We start from the raw sequence: 23786 nt of genomic DNA on the forward strand, positions 1-23786 counted from the left end.
CGCTTACTCTTTTTTGGCAACAGCCATGGCGATCTGTTCCGGCGTAATGGGCAGCTCATAGAACCGGGTACCAATGGCATTATAGATCGCATCGGAAATGGCCGGCAGCGGCGTATTGATGACGACCTCGCCGATGGACTTTGCGCCAAAGGGACCGTTGGGTTCGTAGCTGCTCTCAAACTCCACCTTGAGTTTTCCCACATCGGTACGGGCAGGGATCTTGTACTGGAACAGCGAGTTTTCCTGCGGATAGCCATTCTTATCGTAGGTAATGTTTTCGGTCAAAGTCATGCCGATGCCCTGCAGCAGTCCGCCTTCGGTCTGCACACGGGTCAGGTTCGGGTTGATAGGCGTACCGCAGTCCACACAGGCATCAAACTCCAACAGCTTTACTTCACCGGTCTCGGTATCCACTTCCACCTCAGCAGCACCAACCATGAACGGCGGCGGCGACAAAGGCGAAGTATGCGTTTCGGTGGCTTCCAGCGGTACCATGTGGCCGAACTGAGAAGCATACGCAATCTCCGACAACGTTTTTTTCTGTGCAGGGTCCTTGCTCATAAAAACATCCCTGCCGTCAAATTCCACCTCGTCCTCAGCACATCCCAACAGCTCTGCGCCCAGCCTGCAGATCTGAGTGCGCAGCTTCATGGCACATTTTTCAGTGGCCTTGCCGGTAACATAAGTGGTGCTGGACGCATAGGAGCCAGAGTCATAGGGCGAGGTATCCGTATCGGCTCCAAAGACCGTGATATTGTCCAGCGGGCAGTCCAGAACCTCGGCAGCGATCTGCGCCAGTGTAGTGTCACAGCCGGTGCCCATGTCGGCCGCACCGATCATCAGGGTATAGAAGCCGTCGTCATTCAGTTTCAGGGTGGCACTGCCCACATCCATGCCGGAAATGCCGGAGCCCTGCATCGCCATGCCCATACCGACAGCGCGCACCTTGCCGTTGCCCATATCACGGGCAGGATACTTGTGCTCCCAGTCGATCATATCCCGCACCTTGACAAGGCAGCGATCCAGTGCACAGCTGGTATTGACGGCGCCATAATAGGCAGGCATCACATCGCCCTCCTGCACGGTGTTTTTCAAACGCAGCTCAAAGGGATCCATGTTCAGCTTGTGGGCCAGCTCATTGACGGCAGATTCTACCGCAAACAGGCCCTGCGTTGCACCATAGCCGCGGTAAGCACCGGCAGACATGTGGTTCGTATACACCACATCACTGATAAAGCGGAAAGCCTCTGCCTTGCCGTACAGTGGGATGGATTTGTGGCCGGAAAGGCCTACCGTTGTGGGGCCGTGCTCGCCGTAGGCGCCGGTATTGGAAAGGGTGTACAGATCGATACCCTTCACAATGCCGTCCTTCGTAGCACCCAGCCGCACATGGACCTCCATTTCATGACGAGGCGAAGAGGCCGTCTGGCTTTCCACACGACTGAAAATGATCTTGGAGGGCTTTTTGGTCTTCCATGTTACAAAAGCCGGATATACTTCACTGACCGCTGTCTGCTTTGCGCCAAAGCCGCCGCCAATGCGGGGCTTTGCCACGCGCACCATGCTTTTGGGAATATGCAGTGCGTTTGCAATATTGCGCCGTGCATGGAATACGATCTGGGTGGAGCTGAGCACGTTCAGGCGTCCATAGGTGTCGATCGAGCAGTAAGTGCGGAAGGTCTCCATCATGGCCTGCTGGCAGGCCTTGGTGTGGTATACATGGTCGATGACCACATCGCTGGCTGCAAGCACTGCGTCGATATCGCCGTCTCCGCATTCGTCATGGGCGCAGAGATTGCGCTTGTTATCGGCTCCCACCGGGCACAGACTGGCCCAGTTGTCCTCCGGATGCACCAGAATGGGGTTGTCCTTGGCAGTGTGATAGTCCAGCACTGCTTCCAAAACCTCATATTCCACCTTGATGAGCTTGAGGGCCTTATCCACGCACTTTTCGTCTTTGCCGGCCACGATGGCCACCACATCGCCCACAAAGCGCACATGGCGGTCGATGAGCAGGCGGTCATGAGGACTGGCTTCCGGATAGGTCTGGCCTGCCTGCGTGTAGCGCGGCGCATCCTGCGGCACATCCTCCCATGTAAAGATTGCTTCAATCCCGGGCACTTTTTTTGCCACAGCGGTGTTGATGGTTTTGACGATGGCATTCGCGTGCGGAGAGCGCAGCAGCTTCACGGTCAGGCAGTCCTGCGGGATCACATCATCCATATAAACGGGCTGGCCGGTGACCAGCTGCATCGCATCCTTTTTACGGAAGGGTTTATTGATGGTACTCATTCTGCGGCCTCCTTCTGCTTTTTCCATGCCAGAAAGTTCATGATGCCGCGCAGCTGGCCCTCATAGCCAGAGCAGCGGCAGAGGTTGCCGGAGAGATATTCCTTGACCTCTTCCTCACTGGGGTACGGATTCTCGCGGAAGAGGGCCAGTGCATTCATGATAAAGCCCGGGTTGCAGAAGCCGCACTGCTCTGCGCCCTGATCCGCGATAAAACCGCCAAACTCCGCTGCTTCTTCCTGCAGGCCTTCCAGTGTGGTAATGCTGTGGCCGCTGGCACGTGCTGCCAGCACCGAGCAGGACAGCACCGGTTTCTCGTCCAGAAACACCGTGCACAGACCGCAGTTGGAAGTCTCACAGCCGCGCTTGACGCTCTTGCAGCCGTGGGCACGTACAAAATCGATCAGCAGCATATCTGCGGCCACATCCTCTGTGACCTTGACGCCGTTCAATGTAAGAGTGATCTGCATTTAATTTTCCTCCTGTGCCGTGCGTGCTTCCAGCTCCACAACAGCACGCTTTGTCAGAACGCCCGCCAGATGGCGGCGATATTCCGCACTGCCACGCATATTGGAGCCGGTAATGATATCGTTCTTTACTGCATCGGCGCATTTCAGCGCCAGCTCCTGTGCAGGCACACCGTTTTCCGCCGGGAACTCATACAGCACCGCTTTAAGCGGGCGCGCGCCGATCGCAATGCGGTAGCACCCATCTGCAAGACGGGCGGCGGCACAGGTGAGCACCGGGATATCGGTCTGGCTGTTGCGCACAGACTGATAGAAAAACTCCGCGTTTTCCTTTTTGACGATCAGCCGCACAAGGATGTCCCGGTCATAGGGACGCTCGGCGTACTCCCGCAGGGACACGATGCCACCCTTGTACAGCTCTACCGAACAATCCATGGCCATAAACAGTGTGAGCACATCGGAAAAGCCGAATCGGCTGTAGATGCTGCCGCCCACAGTGGCCAGATTGCGCAGCTGCACGCCCACGATATGCCGCAGCGCTTCTTTTACTGCGCCGCGGGTATAGGCGGCAAGGCCGGGGTGCTCTTCCAGCTGCCGCAGTGTGACCATAGCACCGATGGAAAAACTGTCCTCGGTCTCCTCTATGGTGTCCAGTCCCAGACCGGACAGGTCGATGGCTGTGCCGACATTGATGTTCTCCATTTTGAGCCAGATCATGCCGCCCAGCACACGGTTGGCCTTTTTCTGGTTCAGCTGCCACGCTTCTTCCAGAGTTTCGGCCCGCTTATATTCTCGGATCGTCATCATAGCTGCAGGTTCCTCTCTTTTTTTCTCTGTTCTTTTATTTTAACACAGATTTCGATATAATACTATTGTCAATTCGTTTCAGAAGGAGTGGTACTATATGAAAGAACTTCTTTCGGTGGGCTGTGTCATCATGGCGTCCGGGGCAAGCCGCCGTTTTGGTTCCAACAAGTTGCTGGCAGATTTCTGCGGGGAACCGATGCTTTGCCGCGCATTTGCGGCGACCGATACTCCAAAACTTTCGGCCCGCATCGTGGTGACACGCTCGGACGAAGTTGCGCAGCTTTGCCGCTCCCGCAATGTTCCGGTGCTGCTGCACGATCTGCCCGACCGAAACGATACGGTACGGCTGGGACTTTCCGCGCTGCTGGAACAGGTGCCGGAGCTTTTTGGCTGCATGTTCCTGCCGGGAGACCAGCCACTTTTGTGCCGCAAGACAGTGGAAGCCATGGCAGGCATCTCTGGGCGGGACCACGGGACTCGGCTGGAACGGCAAAAAGAAACAGAACGGGAGATCTTCCGTCTGGGATTCCGGGTCCGTAACGACCCGTCTCCCCTTACCGGAAGCCCCGTTCTGTTTGAAAAAGGACTTTTTCAGGAACTGCTCACCTTGCCGCAGGGCATGGGCGGCAGCGTTCTGCTTCGGAAATATCCCGCACATGTTCACACCGTTTACATTGCGGATCGGAATGAACTGGCCGACGCCGACACGCCCGAAGCACTGGCACAATTGGAAGCACTGGCCCGGCAGAAGCTTTGAGCTTTATACTGCCTTGTCATCCTTCGGCAGCAGCACATTCAGCAGGATCGCCACAAACGCAGCCGGAACGATGCCGGACTCGCCGCAGATCAGCTGGAAAGCGTGCGGAGCCTGTGCCAGAATGCCGCTATTGGCACCCATGCCGTAGCCAACACCCAGAGCCACCGAGACGATGGTAAGCTGACGCGGGGTCATCTTTTCCTTGGTGATGAGCTGGATGCCGCTGACCACGATGGAAGAGAACATCATAACGGCAGCACCGCCCAGAACGGCCTGCGGCATAATGGAGATCAGTGCGCCGAGCTTGGGGATCAGGCCACACAGGATCAGGAAGATGGCACCGGAGGCCAGAGCCATGCGGTTGACCACTTTGGTCATGGCCACCAGACCCACGTTCTGGCTGAAGGAAGTGTTAGGCAGTACGCCGAACAAAGCCGCAAAGGAGGAGCCCAGACCGTCACAAATCACACCGCCGGACAGCTCTTTATCGGTGGGTTCACGATTCATGCCGCCCTCCATGACACCGGAGATATCGCCCACAGTCTCAACAGCGGTAACAACGAACATGATCATCACCGGCATAATGGCGCGCATGTCAAATACGATCTTGACCGGCATCAGTTTGGGAATGGCAAACCAGGAGGCCTGTGCCACTTTATTCCAGTTGAGCACCCATGCCTTGGTAAACTCTACACCATCGGCAGTGACACCGGTGGTGGGCAGCACCAGACCCATGACAAAGGCCGCAACGTAACCGGCCAGAATGCCGATCAGAATCGCGGAAGAGCTGAGGAAGCCCGTGGTCCAATGCTTGAAGATCAGAATGACCACCAGAACGAACAGGGCCAGCAGCAGATTTTCCATGGAGCCGAAGTCTTTTGCGCTGTTGCCGCCGCCAAAGGAATTGATACCCACCGAGATCAGCGAAAGACCGATGGAAAGCACAACCGTACCGGTGACGACCGGCGGGAAGAACTTGCGCAGGGGCTTGAGGAAGAAGCCCAACACGCTTTCAAAAATGCCGCCGATGATGGATGCACCCATAATGGCACCATAGGCCAGCACACCGCCGCCCATACTGCCGACAACACTGTTGAACACGCCAATAAAGCCGGAACTGGTACCCATGATGATGGGCACGCCACCGCCCACGGGGCCGATGGTGAACAGCTGCACCAGCGTGACCACGCCGGCCACGAACATGGCACTTTGCAGCAGCGTGACCTGCAGATCTGCGAACTCACCACCCGCAATGCCGCAGGCACTGGTGATGATCAGCAGCGGGGTCAGGTTGCCCACAAACATGGCGCAGACATGCTGCAGACCCAGCGGGATCGCCTGTTTCAGGGACATTTTTGCGTCGAACTGATACGCCGACTCTTCGAGCTTGACTTCCTTCAAATGTTCCACTCTCCTCAAATCTTGACAAAAATCATTCTTTTCGACTGCTTTACCAAAAAAGCGGATTTATTATAGCAAAACTGTGAATTCTTGTAAATTAAGTATGACTTTTCCATGAACGGCTGTTTCCCGCTGAGAAACACAAAAAGCAGGGCGTTTTGTGCGCTTTTTCCGCTTTGGTCGGAAAAATTTCGCGCAGAACTCCTGCTTTTTTGTTCCGTTTTATTTGATTTTTGTGCGATATGGAAATTTTACAGATCCGAAAGTCCGTAATCCTGCAGGCAGCACCGGATCCCCTGCTGCGTGGCAGCAAACCGGATGCCGGAACGCTCCAGCTTTGCAGCGTCCATCACAAGGTTCCGCTCCCAGCTTTCTTCGGCGATCTTTACGGTAATGCCCAGTGCTTTGGCAAACTGCCGGGCCGTGCACACCATGTCCTCTGCATTTCCGCTGCCAAAATTGTATACGCCGCCGGGCAGGTCCATGGCGGGTTCCAGATTTTCGATCACCTGCCGCACATAGGTCACGCCGCGGAAGTCGTTCCGGGAGAAACGAACAGCCTCCCCCTTCAGCGCGGCACGCAGAAGATTCAGCGGCAGATTGCCCCGGATGGGCAGCCCATAGCCGGGCAGGTCATACATCCAACTGGCACGCAGATGGACCGAGTCCGGGCAGAGCTCCAGCACGCGCTGCTCTGCTTCCAATTTATACTGGCCATAAATGTTTGTCGGATGCAGATCCAACGCTTCTGACAACGGGCCCTGCTGCTTCGTTCCCGCATAGACCTGATCTGAGCTGAATGCCACCAGCTTTGCCTTCGTCTGCTGCGCGGCCCGTGCCAGCCAGACCGGCAGCTCAACATTGGCACGGTAAGCTTCTGCCGGATGCTGTGCGCAGTATCCGGTATCGGAAAGCGCAGCAGTGTGCAGGATCACGTCCGGATCCCGCGCCCTCGTCTGCGTAAGGACTTCCGTTTCGGTGGCGGTGCACAGAAAGCCCTTAGGGAAAGTGCAAAGTTCGTATTTTCCCTGCCACTGTTGTAATACACGAGAGCCCACAAAGCCGCCTGCACCTGTGATCAGAACCCTTTTCATCGTCATCTTTCCTTTCGTTTTGAGAATGTGAACCCAGCACAAAAAACGCCCGGCGGCACGATGCCTCCGGGCACAGAAGTTTTAAAGGAACAGCTCCAGCACGAACACAACGGCACAACAGATCACCGATACCTGAAACAGGCTTGCACCGAGCCATGCAGCCGCAATGCCGGCCACCAGCGCCATGGCACCGGCAGCCGGGTTCTGGGTCGCGTTGACAATGGCTGGGAAGGTCATGACCGCCAGCGTCACATAGGGCACATAATACAGAAACGACTGAATAAAGCGGTTTTTGATGGGCTTGCGGATCAGTGTGAGCGGCAGGATGCGGATGGTGTAGGACACCAGCGCCATCACAGCAATATAGATGTAATTGTTATGCGTCATGCTCTGCCTCCTGCTCGTCTGGATTTACCGGAAAAAGCACCGCCGCTGTACCGGAGATCAGCACGGTGAGCAGAATGGTACGGGTGCCTTCCGAGAGAGCGGATATTCCCGGCAGGTAATTGCACAGAAAGCTCAGCGCAAAGCTGATGGCCACAAGTGCAGCTACCACCCTGCTCTTACGCGCCGGAGGAATGATGATGGCAAGGAACATGCCGTAAAGGGCAACGCTCAGCGCACTGACAGCCCGCAGCGGCAGCAGATTGCCCGCAATGATGCCCAGTGCCGTACCGATGGCCCATGCGGGAGCAGCCAGCAGAATGGCACCGTAAGTATAATATGGGTTCAGGCTGCCGGGCCGTGCAATGGTGATGCCAAAAAGCTCGTCTGTCACATCATAGCCGATGACAAGCCTGTGCCAGAAGGGCGTGCCCGGTGCAAAGCGCTGGGCCAGCGCGCAGCTCATGAGCAGATAGCGTGCATTTGCGATCAGGGTAATGACTGCTACTTCCAGATAGGTTGCGTTTGCCATGATGATGGCGAACGCCGCATACTCACCGGCCGAAGCGTTGTTCAGCAGGCTGACCAAAAAGCCCTGAAATGGGGTGAATCCCGCTCGGCGGGCTGCAATGCCCAGCGAGAAGGAGACTGCAAAATATCCCAGTGCGATGGGCACGCCATCCCGCATGCCCTCACAGAAGATCTTTTTGCTGAAAGCCCAAACCGGCCTTTCTGCATTGACAAGCTCCGGGTCAAGGAGCTTACTTTTGGAATTCATCTTTGTTTTTAACTCCTTTCCTATTTCAAACACCGCTTCTTATTATACTCTCCCGCACACAGAGAAGAAAGGGCTTTTTCACTTTCTTTTCGGCATAAAAAGAGAACGCCGCCTGAAAAGGCAGCGTTCTTCGTCGATTTATGCGCCCGGCACCAGAAAATGCATCGCCTGCGGCAGGGTCTGTGTTCCTGCATCCAGACCGTTTGCGGCCAGCATCTGTGCCGGTGACACATGGAACCGTTTTGCAATGCCGAAAAGCTCTTCTCCGGCCTGCGCGTAGTAAATGCGCAGTGCGATCTCCGGATCTGGCACGGTCAGTGGCTCACCCAACTCCGCGCCGCCAATGCCCTGATGGGTGCTGCGGCAAAGGATGGCTCCCTCTGCGCGGGCTGTCACTGTGACCTCCAGCGTGCCGCCGGTGCAGCTGCACTGGATGTTCTCAGTGCTCAGCCAGCACTCCGGGCTGAGCTGTGCACCCTGTGGTGCATCCACCGCAAGCGGAAAGACCAGCTCCAGCGTTTTTTCGTAACTTTCCAGCTCGGCAAGGCTGTTTTCTGCAAAGGCTGTGGCAACAGCACGCACGGTAAACGCCCACCCGTCCCGGTAAGGAACCACCTGTGCCGGTCCGTAGGCCACAAAGCAGGCCCGGAGCTGTGCACCGGCATCCGGCAGAGATCCGGCAGCGGTGGCGGAAGCCGTCTCGTTCAGCATGCAGGCAAGATCCTCCACCACCAGCTCCTGCGGCGTGACGGTGGTCTCAAACCGGGTGGAAAACGCATCCGATACGTACTGCAGCTGGCAAGAACGCCATGCGTGCAGATGCATCATCACACTGGCTGTCAACTGACCACCGGCTTCCTGTTCCCCTTCCGTCAGCGCAAAACCAACCGGTTCCAAAACACACAGGCACTTGCAGTCCTCGGCCACGCCGTCCAGATCTACCACCTGATTGAATGGCAGGGATGCCGCCTGACTTTGCAGGCTGCTATCGCCTTCCGCGCGCCAGGCGCATTGGACACGTACCTCGCCCTTGACAACAGCCTTGCCCGCCAGAAGCTTTATCTCCCGTACAGATGCCGTGCCGGTAATATCCAGAATGGCGGCAGGAGGCTTTGCGAACACCATTTCTCCCTCTACTGTGACCAGTTTTTCCAGCACCGCCGCACTGCGCACCCCGGTCAGGGTTTGCAGCTTCTGCTCAATGCCGCCGTCCGCCAGCGCAGTGATTAACTCTGCCTTGTCCTGTGCATGAAGCGTGGCCACCAGACCATAGGCTCCGCGCACCTCAATGCGGTGCGGGTTCACGGCCCGGCAGTTAAGATATTCGGTCTGGCCTTCCACCATGGCCGTCCAGCTGGTGAAGGAAAATTCCGGTACTTCCAACTGTTTTGTAAAGGGCAGTTTCTGTTCGGTCTGGCATAGGCCTGCGCCATCCTCGCCCTGATAAAACACGGTGCAGCGCAGATAGCCTTCCAGCGTCAGCCGCCCGGGCTGCAGCTGTTTCTGCAGCACCACCGGTTTTGCAAAGCATTTGACCAGCTTGAATACCGGCGGCAGATAGTCCGAGATCAGGATCTCGGTTTCCAGCGGGAGTTCTGCCTTCACGGTGCAGCTTGCGCCCGCCTGCGGCAGGGTGTCCCGAAAGATCTTCAGTTCCATGCAGTGTGCTCCTTTCCCTGTCCGTTTCTACTGGAAAGGTATGCGGCTGCCGGGCTGGATATGCCCGTAAAAAAGGCACCGTGCCAGACGCACGATGCCTTGGGAAAGGTTATTGGGGTTCACGGATGACCGAGACCTCTTCCACATGATAGCGCTTCATCCATGCTGCTGCAGCCGGTGTGATCTGTTCGCCGCTTACCACGATGGGAATGGCCGGCGGGCAGGAGACCGTAGGCATGGCACAGATGCGGCCGACTGCCTGCTCTGCGGGCAGCTGTTCCTGCGGTGCGAAAACGGCCTGCCGGATGGTACAGCGGCGGTGCAGGCCGCGCTCCAGCTCCGCAAATTCACCGGCAGTTTCTTCCGGGAGCGTCACCGGGCCAGCAAGTTCTTCCGCAATGCGGAGAACGGCTGCGGAAAGCCGCTCGAAGTCCTGCGGCGGATTATCCGGTGTGAACATCAGCACCAGATAACGCGGGTCGGCGTACTCGCACTCGATCTTTGCAGCGCGCAGCTTTTCAGCAAGCTCTGTTCCGGAAAGACCCAAAACCGCAGCATCCAGCGTGACCTTGAGAGGTTCGCTTTCCAGTGCCAGCGGCCCCGGGCAGTGTTTTGCAGCAGCAGCTTCGTTCAGCTCCCGGCGCAGGCGGGTCAGATGACTGCAGCACTGCAAAAGCCGCAGCGGATAACCCTCCGACAGGATCTGGTTGCATTTGTCCAGCGACTGCAGGATCAGATAGGACGGGCTGGTGGAGCCAAACAGCGCCAGCGCATTGCGCACAGCAGCCTCATCCTGAACAGGAGCGTTTTTGCCCAGATGCAGGTATGCGCCCCCGGTGACAACAGGCAGCGTTTTGTGGCCGGAATCGCAGCACATGGCTGCGCCCAGTGCAATAGGATGCTGACCGCCCTGCGGCAGAAAACGCAGGTAAGCACCGTGGGCATTATCCACCAGAAGCGGAACGTCAAAATCCTTGCACACTTCGGTCAGCGCTGCAATATCCTGCACACCGCCGAGATAATCCGGACTGGTGATGTAGACGCCAAAGGGCCTTTTGCCCTGCTGTGCCAAACCCTGCAGAGCACCTGTCAGCTTTGCAGCTGACACCGGGCAGCTACAAAGCGAACCGGCATCCTGCGGCGCAGGCCAGAGCCACTGGATATCAAAATCCAGCAGTGCCGCCGCATACAACAGCGCTTTGTGAGCGTTGCGCGCTGCCAGCAGGACCGGGCGCTGTCCGGCTGCGGGCGCAGCCTGTAGTGCAAGGCACAGCATTGCACGGATGCACTGGGACGAGCCCTCTGTACTGTAATAGGTATGCACCGTGTCGAACAGCCGGGTAGCGTTGGCTTCGCTCTGGGCAATGATGCCGTCAGCCCCATACAGTTCATCCGCACCCTTTATTTCGGTAATGTCCCACGGCTCAAAGCCCAAAAGGCTCTGGCCCTTGTGGCCGGGCATATGCAGCCGGGAGGTGCCGGATTGGGCGTACCGGCGCACAAAATCCACAATGGGCGTGGTCATGCTCATTCGCAGGCTTCGCCGTCTGCGCAGGCGCTGCAAGTGGAGCCCAGCTCAATGGGAACTTCGATACCCTTGGCGGCAAGTTCCTGATTCTCAGCCACCTTGATCATGATGGCGCACTCCATGCGCTTTTTGAACAGCTCACAGCCGTACTCGTACACGCCGGTGATATTGCCGGTGGCATGGTAGGAGTTGGCTGCACAGCCGCCGGAGCAGTACAGCTTTGCCCAGCAGTCCTGACACTCCTTGCGGGCATAGGCGTTGCAGTGCTTGAACTCATCCCGCACAGCGGTGTTGGTAACGCCCTTCCAGATATCACCCATCAGATACTTGGGGTCACCCACGAACTGGTGGCAGGGATACAAATCGCCCCAGGGAGTGACGGCCATATACTCGGTACCGGAACCGCAGCCAGAGATGCGCTTGTAGATGCAAGGACCGCCGGTGAGATCGATCATGTAGTGGTAGAAGGTAAAGCCGCGGCCCTCACGGTCGCGCTTGATCATTTCCTTGGCCAGGATCTCGTACTGTTCCTTCAGGATGGGCAGATCTTCCTCGGTCAGGGCACTGGGGTCGCCAGGCTTAGACACCACAGGCTCCATGCTCAGCTCGGTAAAGCCGAGGTCGGCCATGTGGAAGATATCGTTGGTGAAGTCGGTGTTGTAGTGGGTGTAGGTGCCGCGCATGTAGTAGTTCTTGTCGCCGCGCTTCTTCACGAACTCCTGGAACTTGGGCACGATGGTATCGTAGCTGCCATGGCCTGCATAGTCCTTGCGGAAGCGGTCATTGACCTCTTTGCGGCCATCCAGACTCAGAACGACGTTGTGGCACTCCTTGTTGCAGAAATCGATCACATCGTCATCGATCAGCATACCGTTGGTGGTCATGGTAAAGCGGAAGTTCTTGTTGTGGATCTTCTCCTGCTCACGGCAGTAAGCCACCAGCTTTTTGACCATGTCAAAATTCATCAGCGGTTCGCCGCCAAAGAAGTCCACCTCAAGGTTGCGGCGGGTGCCGGAGTTTTCGATCAGGAAGTCCATGGCACGCTTGCCCACTTCAAAGCTCATCAGCGCACGGTCGCCCTGATAGCGGCCCTGAGATGCAAAGCAGTAGGAGCAGTTCAGGTTGCAGGTATGTGCAACATGCAGGCACAGGGCCTTGACCACGGTATTGCGGTTTTTAAAGTCGAAAGCCATGTTCTCATAGGTATCCGGCGTCCACAGCTTGCCAGCCTCCTTCAGAGAAGTAACATCATCGATGCACTGGCGCAGATCTTCCTCGGTCACATCCTCGCGGTCGCCATACTTTGCCAGCATGGCAGAGACGATCTCATCGGCAGAATGCTCCGGGTACATGGCAATGATATCATATGCCACATCGTCCACCACATGCACCGAGCCGCTGCAGGTATCCAGCACGATGTTATAGCCATTCAATTGATACTGATGTACCATTTTACTCTCCATTCCAATTACACAAAAAAATGCCGCCCGGCAAAGGCGGCATGGGGTTTGCAAAAATTACTTGTTGCTGTTCTCGCACTGCTGGTTAGCCACGCCGCAGGAGGTCTTGCAAGCGGACTGGCAGGAAGTCTGGCACTCGCCGCAGCCGCCGGTCTTAACGCTCTTGGTCAGGTCACGAGTAGCAATGGTCTTAATACGTTCCATAATAGAAAACCTCTCTAGCTCTCAAAATTTCATCGCGCCGGGCAAAGCCCGGTACTCATTTATCTTTGCCTATGATAACACGCAAGGAGCTTTCTGTCAAGATTTTTATGCCGCTAACCTGTTTAAAGCTGCCCGGCAGGCTGATATTTCGTCAGGACAGTATGCAGGCCAAGCTCCCGCGCCCTGGCCAATAAGTACCGGTAGCGGCACAATAGTGCCTGCCTCTCATAGATGCGCTGTTCGATCAGATCGGTGTCTACCTCCAGATCAAACATCATTTCGTTGCGTTTCAGACAGAACAGGCATTCCTTGAGCTCTTCTTCCAGTTCCGGGTGGTAGCGCTCGTGCTCGGTGTCCCGCGGGATACGGCTCGAAAGCAGGGTCTGCGTAGTTTGATTGTGGGTTCGTTCCAGCATAAGCCATCCTCCTCTTTGTGCATCTGAAAATCTGTACATTTCATTCTATGAGGAGCGGCGTGCGGAATATGCCGGTTTATTGGTGGATGCAAAAAATGCCCTGCCGGGTGTGCCGGGCATTGAAAAACTTCTGCGGTTTTGCGTGAATTTTGAAAAAGTCTGAATTTATTTGAAAAATATGCTTGACAAAGCCTGCTTTTGTGCGTATAATAGCACACGTTGAGCGGCTCGCGAGCCAAACAACACCAAAGATTTTGGGGATTTGCATAGTGGTAGTGCGGTAGACTCTGACTCTACTTGTGGGAGTTCGATTCTCTCATCCCCAACCAGAAGCCATCCGGTTTATATCGGATGGCTTTTTTGTTCTATTTCGTTATACAAAAACAGCGCACCGCCCTGCCGGACGGTGCGCCTTTTTATGCAGTTGTTACAGGATGCTGATGCGGCCTGCGCCGTAAGGATCTTCGTAATTCAGCAGGTAGCCCGGGTAATCTGCCAGCGGGCTGTTGGCTGTTGTCAGATGCGGCAGACCCTCAGCATCTACGCCGCCAAAGGTCATTGCATAGGTGGACATCACAAGGTAATCCTCAGACACATAGTCCTTGATCAGCTCTGCGCCATCGAACATGGCAAAGCCGTCGCCCAGATTGCGCAGCGTGTAATTCATGCCAGCTAGTGCATAGGTCTTGTTCGGGTCCAGCGGCAGATAAGAACCGGAAGCCTTGTCATAGATCTTCACGTTCTGCACGCGCGGAGTTCCGGTAGCGCTGCCGATCCAGACATTCTTTTCGTCGGTCTGCACCGTGTTGGGGAGATCGGTGTGAATCTCGTAGGTAGCACCGGCCACATGCAGGAAGCCGCCGTTCTCCTTGCCGCCCTCGCCTGCAAAGCGGGCTGCAAATTCCAGTGCATCCTGGATCTGCTTGCCGGTAACAGACATCAGACAGGCCACATTGCCGAACGGGCTGACCTGCTTGCAGGTCTTGAAGGTCCAATAGCCTGCGTTCACATCTGCACGGATGCCGCCGCCGTTCATGATGGCGATATCGCAGTGCAGCTGCTCTACCTCGTTGAAGTAGGTGTAGATGCCATCGGCCACAAAGTCGCCCAGATTGGTCTCGGCTGTGCGGATGCGGCGATTGCCGGTCTCCGGATCGGTGACATAGAAGTTGATCTCGGAAGCAGCGATCTTCTCGCCCAGCATATCATCCACAGAAGCGACCCACGCAGTCTGGATGCCTTCCACCACACTGTCGGAGCCTTCGTAAGAGGAGATCAGACGGGTAGCAATGGAACCATCGGTCTTGATGGTCATTTCGCCCACATTGGCAAAATAGGAACCGGTCTGGGTCAGAGCAACTGCCTTGCCGGACAGATCCTTCACCCACTCACATTCCATCTTGGTGTGAGAGTGGCCGTCGATGAATGCATCAAGGCCGGAGGTGTGCTGAATGACTTCCCTGCTGGTCCAGGGCGAAGAGGACGGGTCAACACCCAGATGGCCCAGACCGATCACGTAATCTGCCAGCAGCTTTGCCTTATCGATGGATTTCTGCACAGCCTTATACAGCTTCTGACCATCGTCGCCGCCCAGAATATCATAGATGTAGCGCTTCTGGCTCTTATCCATGAAGTAAGCCGGAGTAGACTTGGTGAAGGTCTCGGGCGTGGTAATGCCCACAAATGCGATCACGCGGCCGCCGATGGTAAAGTACTTGACATCCGGCAGAACGCGATTGCCCAGCGGCAGATTGACCCAGTTGCTGGAGAGGTACGGGAAATCTGCCTCATCCATCGCCTCTTTTGCACGGGCCATGCCGTAGTCGAATTCATGGTTGCCGGGCGTAGCAACATCATAGCCTGCGGCATTCATCAGCTGGATGATAGAGGCACCTTCGTCCATGGAACCATAAGCAGTGCCCTGAATATGGTCGCCTGCGTCCACCAGCAGAACGTCCTTGCCTGCATCCTGATAGCTCTTTTTCAGGGCGGCAATAGCGGCATAGGTCAGTTCCGGAGACTTTTTGTCGATGTAGGTGTGGACATCGTTGGTGTAAAGAATGGTGATGTCCTTCACGCTGCCCGGGAAGCAGGCAGATGCAGCGGGAGCACCAAGGCTCACGGCAGCAACGGCTGTGGTGACGCCTGCGGCCTTCATAAAGCTGCGGCGGGAGATAAGTTGTTTCATAGAAAACGACCTCCTCTTAGAACTTTCTTGTTTTCATCGGGCGTACAGATCCAGCCCGACACTTGTTGCATTAAGCATAACATATATGCCGCCCGAGAGCAAGCCGAAATGACACAATTTATTCAAATTTGATATTTGCAAGTCATACTTTTTATGCAAAAAGTCTCATTTTTTAACAAAAACCAAGCCCGCACTTGCAGTCAGTCGCTGACTTACAAATGCGGGCCTGATTTTAGGGGGATCCAAAAATGAAACGGAGAACCGGATCAGATGGCATTGTATTCCTTGAGGAATTTTTCAAGGTCAGTACCCTCGATTTTTTTCAGAGCTTCCTTCATAGCAAGGCGCGGGATCAGCGGCAGATCCATGTCGGTGATCTTCTTGCCGTCGCGCAGCTTGACCGTTGCATCGATCAGAGCGCGCACGTCGTAGGTGCTGCCCCAGACCTCGGGCACGCCGCGGTCGATGTTCAGCAGGGTGTACACAGCCTCCATACCGGTGCGCATGGAGTATTCGGTGGTGAAGATGGTGTCGCGGGCGGTTTCGGCAAACTGGCCGAGGAAGGCAAAGTTCACAGCGCCCTCGGGCACGATATCGGGGCGGTCGCCCATGGCACGGGGCATAAAGAAGGCGTCGATATAGGGCATCATCACAGGTACGGTGTTTGCGCTGTGCTCTGCCAGCTCCTCGATCTGGTCCTCGGGCACACCGATATGGTACAGCCACTCCATGCACAGTTCCTTGCCGGTGCAGTCACGCATAGCTTTCTTGACATAGTTGCCGGGCTTGTCGCTGAACAGGCCGTAGACCCAGACACACAGCTGGTTCTTAGGCTGGTCGCGGAACTGCTGCTGGCGGTTCAGTGTCCAGCTGAGCAGCCAGTTGGAGTCCTTAACAGTGACGATGCCGCCGGTGACGGTGTGGCCGCTGAACGGGTCACGCTTGCAGATCTTCTGGATATACTGCGGGATCTTGTCGTCCAAGGTGGTGATGGTAGCGCTCTCCCAGTTGGAATGTTCCGGATCGGAGCAGAACTTCTCGGGATGGCCGAAAGCGGGATCCTGTGCAGCGATCTTTTTCCACAGATCCCAGCCGTTGCCCGGCTTGATGGTGGGGTCAAAGCCTGCAGCCTTGTCCTGCGCACCCACGGTGCTGCTCTCCACACAGCCACCGTTGGTGATGAACAACAGATCGTTCTCGGTCAGGTCGATGGTGCTGGTCTCCCCCGCATGCTCCACGACCACGCTGCTTGCCTGCTTGCGCTTGCCATTGATATCAAATTTCACGTCCACGACCTTGGTCTCATAGTGGAACTGCACGCCGTGATCCTTCAGGTAAGTGACCATAGGCAGGATGATGGACTCGTACTGGTTGTAGCGGGTAAAACGCAGGGCGGTGAAATCCGGCAGACCGCCGATATGGTGGATATAGCGCTTGAGATAGAGCTTCATTTCCAGAGCACTGTGCCAGTTTTCAAAGGCAAACATGGTGCGCCAGTACAGCCAGAAGTTGGAGTTCAGCACCTCATCGTCAAAGAAGTCGGTGATCTTCTTATCCTGCAGCTGCTCGTCAGGGGTAAAGAACAGCTTCATGATCTCCATGGCACCCTTATCGGACAGGCCGAACTTACCATCGGTGTGGGCGTCCTGACCGCGGTCCACGGTAGCGCGGCAGAGAGAGTAGTTGGGGTCTTCCTTGTTCAGCCAGTAATATTCATCCAGCACGCTGGCGCCCTCGGTCTCCAGAGACGGGATGGAGCGCAGCATATCCCACATTACCTCAAAATGGTTGTCCATCTCGCGGCCACCGCGCATCACATAGCCGATGTCGTACTTATAGCCATCACAGGCACCGCCGGGGATGGGGTCTTTCTCGAACACATGCACATGCTCGCCCTTCATCTGACCGTCACGGACCAGATAGCAGGCAGCCGTCAGTGCTGCCAGACCGGAGCCAATGATATAAGCGGATTTATGATCGACACCCTCCGGCTTTTTAGGGGTTGCAAAAGCTTCATAGTTGCCACTGGAATAGTACATAGAAAAGCCTCCCTGCTTTTTATTGCGTTTTTCGGCATCCTTGCGCCGTCCTTATGGCAACAGTATACCCTGCGCAGGCGCAGCAAACAACAAACAAATTTTCATTCGTGTATAAACTTTATACAATCATCCTGTTTTGCTGGAAATACGTCTAAAATGTGACAAAAAAAGAAGGAGGAAGAACCGGACTGGTCCTTTCTCCTTCGGAAAAAACAGCTTATTTTGCGTTTGCCGGAGCAACTTCAAAATCGATCTTGCCCAGATTGACGTCTGCGCGCACGATGGTGATCATCATGGTGTCGCCAAGGCTCCAGTTTTTGCCGGAGACCGGGTCGGACAGGCGGATGCCCTCGGTGAGCATGGTGCCGGAAGGGGTCAGGCTGGAAGCGGGCACAAAGCCCTCCACGCCGTTTTCCAGTTCGATGAACAGGCCGCGCTGGGTCACGCCGGAAATGCGGCCTTCGTAGCACTCGCCCAGATGGCGGCGGGCGTATTCGGCCTTATAGCAATCCTCTGCCTTGCGCTCGATCTGCATGGCGATGATCTCACGTTCGCTGGACTGCTTGCTTGCTTTTTCGGCAAAGTCGCTGTAGCGCAGCACCATGGTCTCCTTATCGATGCCCTTGAGCTGAGCCGTCATGATGCGATGGATGGCCAGATCCGGATAGCGGCGGATGGGGCTGGTAAAGTGTGCGTAGTCCTGCAGGACCAGACCGTAGTGGCCTTTGGGCTTTTCCTCATACACAGCCTTGGACATGCAGCGCAGCATCCCGGTATTGATGATCTGCTCATACGGGCCGCCGCGCACACCTTCCAGGATCGCGCTCAGTTCCTTAGGGGTGGGCACATCCTTGGCAAAGTGGTCGTTGATGCCGCAGGCCTGCAGCAGGGTGTGCAGGCGTTCCAGTTTTTCGGCATTGGGCTCCTCATGCACACGGTACACAAAGGGGATCTGCTTCACGCGGGCAAAGTGGGCGGCGCACTGGTTGGCCAGCAGCATGAACTCCTCGATCATGGCTTCGCTCTCGCCGGAAGTGCGCTTTTTCACGTCGATGCAGTGGCCATCCTCGTCCAGGATCAGCTTTACCTCGCCGCTCTCAATGTCCATGCAGCCGCGCTCCTTGCGCAGGCGGGCACGGTGGCCATACAGCTCCTTCATGGCAGGCAGCTGGCTGAGCACCTCATGGTACTTGCCCTTCAGCTCGTCGTCTGCGCTGCCGGCAAGCAGAGCATTGATCTCGGAGTAAACACCCTTGACGCGGCTGCGGATGACCGTTTTCGCAAAGCGATAGTCGGTCAGGTTGCCATCCTTGTCCAGACGCATCAGGCAGGAGAACGCCAGACGCAGCGCACCCTCGTTCAGGCTGCAGATGCCGTTGGAGAGCTGCTTGGGCAGCATGGGAACGACCTGATCGGCATAGTAGACGCTGGTAGCACGGTTGAATGCCTCGTTATCCAGCTCGGTGCCGGGCTTGACATAGTTGGAAACATCCGCGATGTGGACACCCAGCTCAAAGCCGCCTTCCGGGGTCTTGGTCAGGCTGATGGCATCGTCGATATCCTTGGTCTCGGCACTGTCAATGGTGAAGATGGGCAGTGCACGCAGATCCATGCGGCCCTCGGTGTCCTTTTCAGAGACCTCGGCATTCTCCAGCTTCTTGGCTTCATCGCGGACTTTATCCGGGAAGCGGCTGCGGATATCCTGCGCATAGAGCAGGGCCTTGGCGCAGCGCTTGGCTTCATCCGAATTGCCGAACCGCATGGCAACGCCCACACGGTGATCTTCCTGACGGTTGCCGCGCTGCAGGATCTCCACGGCCACCTTGTCGCCGTCCTTTGCGCCGCCCTCGCAGTCACGCATCAGCTGCATGGAGATGGCCGGGCAGTCATCCGGCACGAATTTCAAGCGGCCCTCGATACGGCGGGCAGTGCCCACCAGAGAATTTTTCTCTTCCAGAATGGCAAGGATCTCGCCTTCATCGCTGCCCTCCACACGGGGATGCTCAAACTTTTCCACAAGCACCATGTCACCGGGCATTGCACCGCGGGTAAAGCGGCCCGGGATAAAGATATCGCTGGTGCCGTCCTCCAGCATTACAAAGGCAAAATTTTTGCCCAGTTTGACCACCTTGCACAGCAGAGCCTTGTCTGCACGGCCAGAACGCACCGTAAAGAACACGCCCTGACGCTGGCAGATGACTGCCTCGTGCACCAGCTGGTCCACAGCCTCCATCACCTTGCGGTCCGCACTGCGGTCCCCGCCGAACTTTGCCTTGAGGTCTTTAACTGTGCACGGCTGATTCTGGATCGCGTGCTCAATTTTATCGCGCATTGCCATAATAATCTTTCTCCTTGCTCTTCCATGGCCGCAGCCTCCAACGTGCCGCAGCGCTGCCGGTTGTGGGCCAACTGCCCCACCCTGCCCGGCGGTCAGACTGCCGCCGACATCCTATCATAATACAGAAAAACAGCCCCGTCCTTTACACGGGGCTGCACGAACCTTTTCAGCCTGCCAGACGGCCTGCAAACAGACATGCCAGAATAGCGACCACAAAGAAAACGACACCTGCAATGCGGGTCACCTTGGCCAGCATCTGGTCAGCCGGGGTCAGGCGGGCATTGTTTGCACCGCCCACGCTGCCATTGATCGCACCGGAAAGGCCCTGACCATGCGTGTGCTGCATCAGAGTGAGAAGGACGATGACGAGCGAAGCGACCAGCAGGATCACACCGCCAACAATTTCGATAACAGACATGGATTGAAACGCTCCTTTATTGTAATTCAATGAAAACCACGCAAAAATACAAATATATAGTAGCATAACAAGCGTGAAAAAGCAAGCAAAAACCGCGCATTTTACGCCAGAGTACGAAGCATGGCGCACAGCCGGGCAAAGATGGCTGCACTGGAATAGGCCGTTTCGGTCTGCCCGTCCTGCAGCACGATCACCGTCCAGCGGGGCTTTTCTGCCGGGTAAAAGCCCGCAAACCACAGATTCTTGCGTTCTGTTCCGTCAGCATCAAACTGTCCGGTCTGAGCCGTGCCGGTCTTGCCGCCCGCACCGCCTTCCAGCTCTGCAGCATCCTGTGCAGTGCCCTCTTCCACCACCTGACAAAGCATTTCACGCAGAAGCGCTGCATTTTCCGCGCTCATCACCCGCCTCGACTGCGGATGCGCAAGCGTTTCCAGCGGTGTACCGTCGGTTTCATCAACCGTGCATTCCAGAAAGAACGGCATGCGGTACACCCCGCCGGAGGCGATGGCATTCATCATGGCGGCGATCTGCACCGGTGATGCCAGCAGGCTGCCCTGCCCAAAGCTGAAATTGGCAAGCTGACCGCTCTGGGCGAGTTCGGCTGCGTCCGGCAGGTTCCCGGATGCAGCATGCAGATCGCCTGCCAAGCTTATCTCCTGCCCAAATCCAAAACGCTGCGCCGCTTGCAGCAAGTTTTCCGCACCCAGCTGCTGCCCCAGCCGTACAAAATAGCCATTACAGCTTTTTTCCAGTGCTTCTTCTAGTCCGATCTGCCCATGCGGCACCCCGCCTGCGCAGCGGAAGATCTGTCCATCTATCACTGCGGCACCCGTACATTCATATTCCGGAAAAACGCCCTGTTCCAGTGCCGCCGCTGCCAGCACCGGCTTGAACACCGAGCCGACGGTATAGCATTCCAACACGCGATTCAGGAATGGACTGTCAGGTGCGTCCAGACTGGCGGCAAGGTTATCCGGGTCATAGCCCGGCATGCTGACGCTGGCCCGCACGGCGGCAGAAGCTGTATCCAGAACCAAAATGCACCCGCTGGTCATAGTCTCCGCTGCTACCGCTTCCGCTGCGCGCTGCATTTGACGCGAAATGGTCAGCTGCGCCCCCACAGCCTTGCTGTCCTGCCGGAGATACTGCGGTGTTTCTCCGGCTCGCAGCTGTCCCTGAGCGGTGACAGCGCACAGCAAGACGTCATGTTCCCCCGTCCCGGTCAGCAGCTTGTCCAGTGCTTTTTCCAGTCCGGCAGCTCCATGGCCTTCGCCATCCAGATATCCGATCAGCTGCTGGCACAGCGGTGCGGACGCATACCGCCGGGCAAACGGATAGCACGACACTCCCTGCCAGTAAAGATCACGCTCCACCCTTAGCAGAAATGGCATGGAACGATTCCGATTCTGGTACAAAAGCGCCTGTCCGTCCTCATCGGTATAGGCATACAGGCGGGAATAGCTGTTTTCGCCCGGGAAGCAGAGGGCCAGATATTGCGTTTCCAGCCCGGTGAGCAGTGCACCGGTATGGTCATAAAAATTCCCCCGCCGTGCAGGCAACGCAAGCCGAACCGCGCTTTGCGCTTTGGCGCGGGCTGCATAAGTCTGGTTCTGTGCCAGAAAATACAGGCGGCACAAAATCACTGCAAAGCTGAACAGAATGGCCGCATACAGCGCCAAGACTCTCTTGCCGGACATAAAATTCCGCCTCCTCTTTTTATAAGGGTGAGCAGAACAGCAGATGAATATGCGATCACACCATCTTGGGCCGTCTCCGTTTCTGACGCAGAGATGCTGTTTTATGCCAACTGCGAATGCAATCCGCAGCAATTTTTAACTAAAAAAGGAGACGGACCCTCCAAAGAAGATCCGTCTCCTTCATGCTGTTTATTCGCGCAAGACGCTTTTGAGGCTTAGTACATGCCGCCCATGCCGCCCATATCACCGGCAGGAGCTGCGGGTGCCGGAGGTTCCGGCAGATCTGCAACCAGGCTCTCGGTGGTCAGGACCATTTCTGCAACAGATGCTGCATTTTCCAGAGCGGAACGAGTGACCTTGGTGGGGTCAACGATGCCAGCAGCAATCATATCGTCCACAAAGACCTCATTCTGCGCATCAAAGCCGTAGTTAGGCTTATTGGCAGAAATAATCTTGTCGATGATGACACTGCCTTCCAGACCGGCATTCTTAGCGATCTGGCGCAGAGGAGCTTCCAAAGCCTTCAGGACGATCTTGGCACCGGTGCGCTCGTCGCCTTCCAGCGTGTCGCACAGCTCACGCACAGCGGGAATCGCATTGATGGAGCAGTACCGCCGCCGGCAACGACGCCTTCCTGAACAGCAGCCTTGGTTGCGTTCAAAGCATCCTCAATGCGCAGCTTCTTGTCCTTCATCTCAACTTCGGTGGCAGCACCGACCTTGATGACGGCTACGCCGCCAGCCAGCTTTGCCAGACGCTCCTGCAGCTTCTCACGGTCGAAATCGCTGGTAGCAACCTCAATCTGGCTGCGGATCTGAGAAATACGGGCTGCGATCGCATCCTTGTCACCTGCACCGCCCACGATGGTGGTGTTCTCCTTGGTGACCTTGACCTGACGTGCATGGCCCAGCATCTGGACGGTAGCGTCCTTCAGCTCATAGCCCAGATCGGAGGAGACTACGGTGCCGCCGGTCAGAATGGCGATATCCTGCAGCATTTCCTTGCGGCGGTCGCCAAAGCCGGGAGCCTTGACAGCGGCCACGTTCAGGGTGCCGCGCAGGCGGTTGACGATCAGGGTGGACAAAGCCTCGCCCTCGATATCCTCAGCCACGATCAGCAGCTTCATACCATTCTGCATGACCTGCTCCAGCAGGGGAACCAGATCCTGAATCACGCTGATCTTCTTATCGGTGATCAGGATGGCGGCATTGTCCAGAACAGCCTCCATCTTATCGGTATCGGTGACCATATACGGGGTCAGGTAGCCGCGGTCAAACTGCATGCCTTCCACGATCTCGTTGTAGGTCTCAGCAGTGGTCTTGTTCTCCTCGATGGTGATGACGCCGTCAGAGGTAACTTTTTCCATTGCCTCAGCGATCAGGCGGCCGATCTCGGGATCACCGGCAGAAATGGTGCCGACGCGGGCGATATCGTTGCTGTCCTTCACCTTCTGGCTGTGTGCCTTGATGGTCTCAACAGCCTTGGCAACAGCCTTGCTCATGCCGCGGCGGATATCCATGGGGTTTGCACCGGCGGTGACATTCTTCATGCCCTCGGTGACCATAGCCTGTGCCAGAACGGTTGCAGTGGTGGTGCCGTCGCCTGCTGCATCGTTGGTCTTGGTGGCAACTTCACGCACCAGCTGTGCGCCCATGTTCTCAAACTCGTCCTTCAGCTCGATCTCCTTGGCAATGGTCACGCCATCGTTGGTGATGACCGGTGCGCCGAACTTTTTGCCCAGCACCACATTGCGGCCCTTGGGGCCCAGGGTGATCTTAACGGTATTTGCCAGGGTGTCGATACCGGCACACAGTGCCTTGCGGGCGTCCTCGCCCTGCTTGATCTGCTTAGCCATAATCAAA

General features: G+C 56.4%; 18 protein-coding genes, 1 tRNA gene and 1 pseudogene. 2 read left to right on the forward strand and 18 right to left on the reverse strand.

Features of this window, described 5'->3' with window-relative positions:
* Positions 1-3: 3 nt before the first annotated feature.
* Genes ACKXF7_RS12185 through ACKXF7_RS12195 form a run of 3 tightly spaced genes read right to left on the reverse strand, consistent with a single transcriptional unit; the run spans position 4 to position 3563 of the window.
* Positions 4-2292 (reverse strand): xanthine dehydrogenase family protein molybdopterin-binding subunit, encoded by a 2289-nt coding sequence (locus ACKXF7_RS12185; RefSeq protein ID WP_423741441.1) that lies wholly within the window; start codon positions 2290-2292, stop codon positions 4-6.
* Positions 2289-2759, reverse strand: coding sequence for a (2Fe-2S)-binding protein (locus ACKXF7_RS12190; protein ID WP_249236617.1), 471 nt, complete (start codon positions 2757-2759; stop codon positions 2289-2291). Before ACKXF7_RS12190 ends, ACKXF7_RS12185 begins: the two co-directional genes overlap by 4 nt.
* The gene (locus ACKXF7_RS12195) at positions 2760-3563 is read right to left on the reverse strand and encodes an FAD binding domain-containing protein (RefSeq protein ID WP_423741442.1); all 804 of its coding nucleotides are present in this window, start codon (positions 3561-3563) and stop codon (positions 2760-2762) included.
* A 97-nt stretch (positions 3564-3660) separates the two neighbouring features.
* On the opposite strand from ACKXF7_RS12195, the gene ACKXF7_RS12200 reads away from it, so the two are divergent.
* Entirely contained in the window at positions 3661-4320 is a 660-nt protein-coding gene (locus tag ACKXF7_RS12200; RefSeq protein ID WP_423741443.1) for a nucleotidyltransferase family protein, read from the forward strand.
* Positions 4321-4323: 3 nt separating this feature from the next.
* On the opposite strand, the gene ACKXF7_RS12205 is transcribed toward ACKXF7_RS12200, so the two are convergent.
* From ACKXF7_RS12205 to ACKXF7_RS12245, 9 genes are all read right to left on the reverse strand, one after another.
* Positions 4324-5673 (reverse strand): uracil-xanthine permease family protein, encoded by a 1350-nt coding sequence (locus tag ACKXF7_RS12205; RefSeq protein WP_249238705.1) that lies wholly within the window; start codon positions 5671-5673, stop codon positions 4324-4326.
* A gap of 299 nt (positions 5674-5972) precedes the next feature.
* On the reverse strand, positions 5973-6815 hold the full coding sequence (locus ACKXF7_RS12210) for an SDR family oxidoreductase (protein WP_348583514.1): 843 nt from the start codon (positions 6813-6815) through the stop codon (positions 5973-5975).
* 81 nt (positions 6816-6896) lie between these two features.
* A complete protein-coding gene (locus ACKXF7_RS12215) occupies positions 6897-7202 on the reverse strand; it encodes an AzlD domain-containing protein (protein ID WP_423741444.1) in 306 nt (101 codons plus the stop codon).
* On the reverse strand, positions 7192-7977 hold the full coding sequence (locus ACKXF7_RS12220; RefSeq protein WP_423741445.1) for an AzlC family ABC transporter permease: 786 nt from the start codon (positions 7975-7977) through the stop codon (positions 7192-7194). The genes ACKXF7_RS12215 and ACKXF7_RS12220 overlap by 11 nt, the downstream gene beginning before the upstream one ends.
* A 138-nt stretch (positions 7978-8115) precedes the next feature.
* Positions 8116-9636 (reverse strand): SPOCS domain-containing protein, encoded by a 1521-nt coding sequence (locus ACKXF7_RS12225; protein WP_423741446.1) that lies wholly within the window; start codon positions 9634-9636, stop codon positions 8116-8118.
* Between the two features lie 109 nt (positions 9637-9745).
* Positions 9746-11167, reverse strand: a complete 1422-nt coding sequence (locus ACKXF7_RS12230) for an amino acid decarboxylase (protein ID WP_423741447.1) — start codon at positions 11165-11167, stop codon at positions 9746-9748.
* Positions 11164-12615 carry a thioether cross-link-forming SCIFF peptide maturase gene (gene scfB / locus ACKXF7_RS12235; RefSeq protein ID WP_423741448.1) on the reverse strand — a complete coding sequence of 484 codons (1452 nt, stop codon included), beginning with the start codon at positions 12613-12615 and terminating at the stop codon, positions 11164-11166. Before scfB ends, ACKXF7_RS12230 begins: the two co-directional genes overlap by 4 nt.
* Positions 12616-12681: 66 nt before the next feature.
* Positions 12682-12828, reverse strand: a complete 147-nt coding sequence (scfA, locus tag ACKXF7_RS12240; RefSeq protein WP_005926683.1) for a six-cysteine ranthipeptide SCIFF — start codon at positions 12826-12828, stop codon at positions 12682-12684.
* A gap of 122 nt (positions 12829-12950) precedes the next feature.
* Positions 12951-13244 carry a DUF2508 domain-containing protein gene (locus ACKXF7_RS12245; protein ID WP_249236608.1) on the reverse strand — a complete coding sequence of 98 codons (294 nt, stop codon included), beginning with the start codon at positions 13242-13244 and terminating at the stop codon, positions 12951-12953.
* A gap of 255 nt (positions 13245-13499) precedes the next feature.
* On the opposite strand from ACKXF7_RS12245, the gene ACKXF7_RS12250 reads away from it, so the two are divergent.
* Positions 13500-13573, forward strand: a tRNA-Gln gene (locus ACKXF7_RS12250).
* 98 nt (positions 13574-13671) lie between these two features.
* Here ACKXF7_RS12250 and ACKXF7_RS12255 read toward each other — a convergent pair.
* From ACKXF7_RS12255 to groL, 6 genes and pseudogenes are all read right to left on the reverse strand, one after another.
* Positions 13672-15432: a bifunctional metallophosphatase/5'-nucleotidase gene (locus ACKXF7_RS12255; protein WP_423741449.1), complete on the reverse strand. Its 1761-nt coding sequence runs from the start codon at positions 15430-15432 to the stop codon at positions 13672-13674.
* Positions 15433-15698: 266 nt separating this feature from the next.
* Positions 15699-17471 (reverse strand): oleate hydratase, encoded by a 1773-nt coding sequence (locus ACKXF7_RS12260; RefSeq protein WP_423741450.1) that lies wholly within the window; start codon positions 17469-17471, stop codon positions 15699-15701.
* 217 nt (positions 17472-17688) lie between these two features.
* Positions 17689-19809: a ribonuclease R gene (rnr, locus tag ACKXF7_RS12265; protein ID WP_339394853.1), complete on the reverse strand. Its 2121-nt coding sequence runs from the start codon at positions 19807-19809 to the stop codon at positions 17689-17691.
* Positions 19810-19975: 166 nt separating this feature from the next.
* Positions 19976-20227: a preprotein translocase subunit SecG gene (gene secG / locus ACKXF7_RS12270; protein ID WP_249236604.1), complete on the reverse strand. Its 252-nt coding sequence runs from the start codon at positions 20225-20227 to the stop codon at positions 19976-19978.
* A gap of 101 nt (positions 20228-20328) precedes the next feature.
* Positions 20329-21924, reverse strand: a complete 1596-nt coding sequence (locus tag ACKXF7_RS12275) for a peptidoglycan D,D-transpeptidase FtsI family protein (protein WP_423741451.1) — start codon at positions 21922-21924, stop codon at positions 20329-20331.
* A gap of 215 nt (positions 21925-22139) precedes the next feature.
* Positions 22140-23779 (reverse strand): annotated as a pseudogene (gene groL, locus ACKXF7_RS12280) (chaperonin GroEL).
* Positions 23780-23786: the final 7 nt, after the last annotated feature.

The organism is Faecalibacterium sp. 7 (assembly GCF_049562865.1).
Lineage (GTDB): Bacteria > Bacillota > Clostridia > Oscillospirales > Ruminococcaceae > Faecalibacterium > Faecalibacterium wellingii.

Bases quoted from the DNA above. Each gene is read 5' to 3' on its own strand.
- ACKXF7_RS12200 (WP_423741443.1), top strand. From the start codon at position 3,661: ATGAAAGAACTTCTTTCGGTGGGCTGTGTCATCATGGCGTCCGGGGCA.
- ACKXF7_RS12190 (WP_249236617.1), bottom strand. From the start codon at position 2,759: ATGCAGATCACTCTTACATTGAACGGCGTCAAGGTCACAGAGGATGTG.
- ACKXF7_RS12260 (WP_423741450.1), bottom strand. From the start codon at position 17,471: ATGTACTATTCCAGTGGCAACTATGAAGCTTTTGCAACCCCTAAAAAG.
- secG (WP_249236604.1), bottom strand. From the start codon at position 20,227: ATGTCTGTTATCGAAATTGTTGGCGGTGTGATCCTGCTGGTCGCTTCG.
- rnr (WP_339394853.1), bottom strand. From the start codon at position 19,809: ATGGCAATGCGCGATAAAATTGAGCACGCGATCCAGAATCAGCCGTGC.
- ACKXF7_RS12185 (WP_423741441.1), bottom strand. From the start codon at position 2,292: ATGAGTACCATCAATAAACCCTTCCGTAAAAAGGATGCGATGCAGCTG.
- ACKXF7_RS12195 (WP_423741442.1), bottom strand. From the start codon at position 3,563: ATGATGACGATCCGAGAATATAAGCGGGCCGAAACTCTGGAAGAAGCG.
- ACKXF7_RS12215 (WP_423741444.1), bottom strand. From the start codon at position 7,202: ATGACGCATAACAATTACATCTATATTGCTGTGATGGCGCTGGTGTCC.
- scfB (WP_423741448.1), bottom strand. From the start codon at position 12,615: ATGGTACATCAGTATCAATTGAATGGCTATAACATCGTGCTGGATACC.
- scfA (WP_005926683.1), bottom strand. From the start codon at position 12,828: ATGGAACGTATTAAGACCATTGCTACTCGTGACCTGACCAAGAGCGTT.
- ACKXF7_RS12245 (WP_249236608.1), bottom strand. From the start codon at position 13,244: ATGCTGGAACGAACCCACAATCAAACTACGCAGACCCTGCTTTCGAGC.
- ACKXF7_RS12225 (WP_423741446.1), bottom strand. From the start codon at position 9,636: ATGGAACTGAAGATCTTTCGGGACACCCTGCCGCAGGCGGGCGCAAGC.
- ACKXF7_RS12205 (WP_249238705.1), bottom strand. From the start codon at position 5,673: ATGTCCCTGAAACAGGCGATCCCGCTGGGTCTGCAGCATGTCTGCGCC.
- ACKXF7_RS12230 (WP_423741447.1), bottom strand. From the start codon at position 11,167: ATGAGCATGACCACGCCCATTGTGGATTTTGTGCGCCGGTACGCCCAA.
- ACKXF7_RS12275 (WP_423741451.1), bottom strand. From the start codon at position 21,924: ATGTCCGGCAAGAGAGTCTTGGCGCTGTATGCGGCCATTCTGTTCAGC.
- ACKXF7_RS12220 (WP_423741445.1), bottom strand. From the start codon at position 7,977: ATGAATTCCAAAAGTAAGCTCCTTGACCCGGAGCTTGTCAATGCAGAA.
- ACKXF7_RS12210 (WP_348583514.1), bottom strand. From the start codon at position 6,815: ATGAAAAGGGTTCTGATCACAGGTGCAGGCGGCTTTGTGGGCTCTCGT.
- ACKXF7_RS12255 (WP_423741449.1), bottom strand. From the start codon at position 15,432: ATGAAACAACTTATCTCCCGCCGCAGCTTTATGAAGGCCGCAGGCGTC.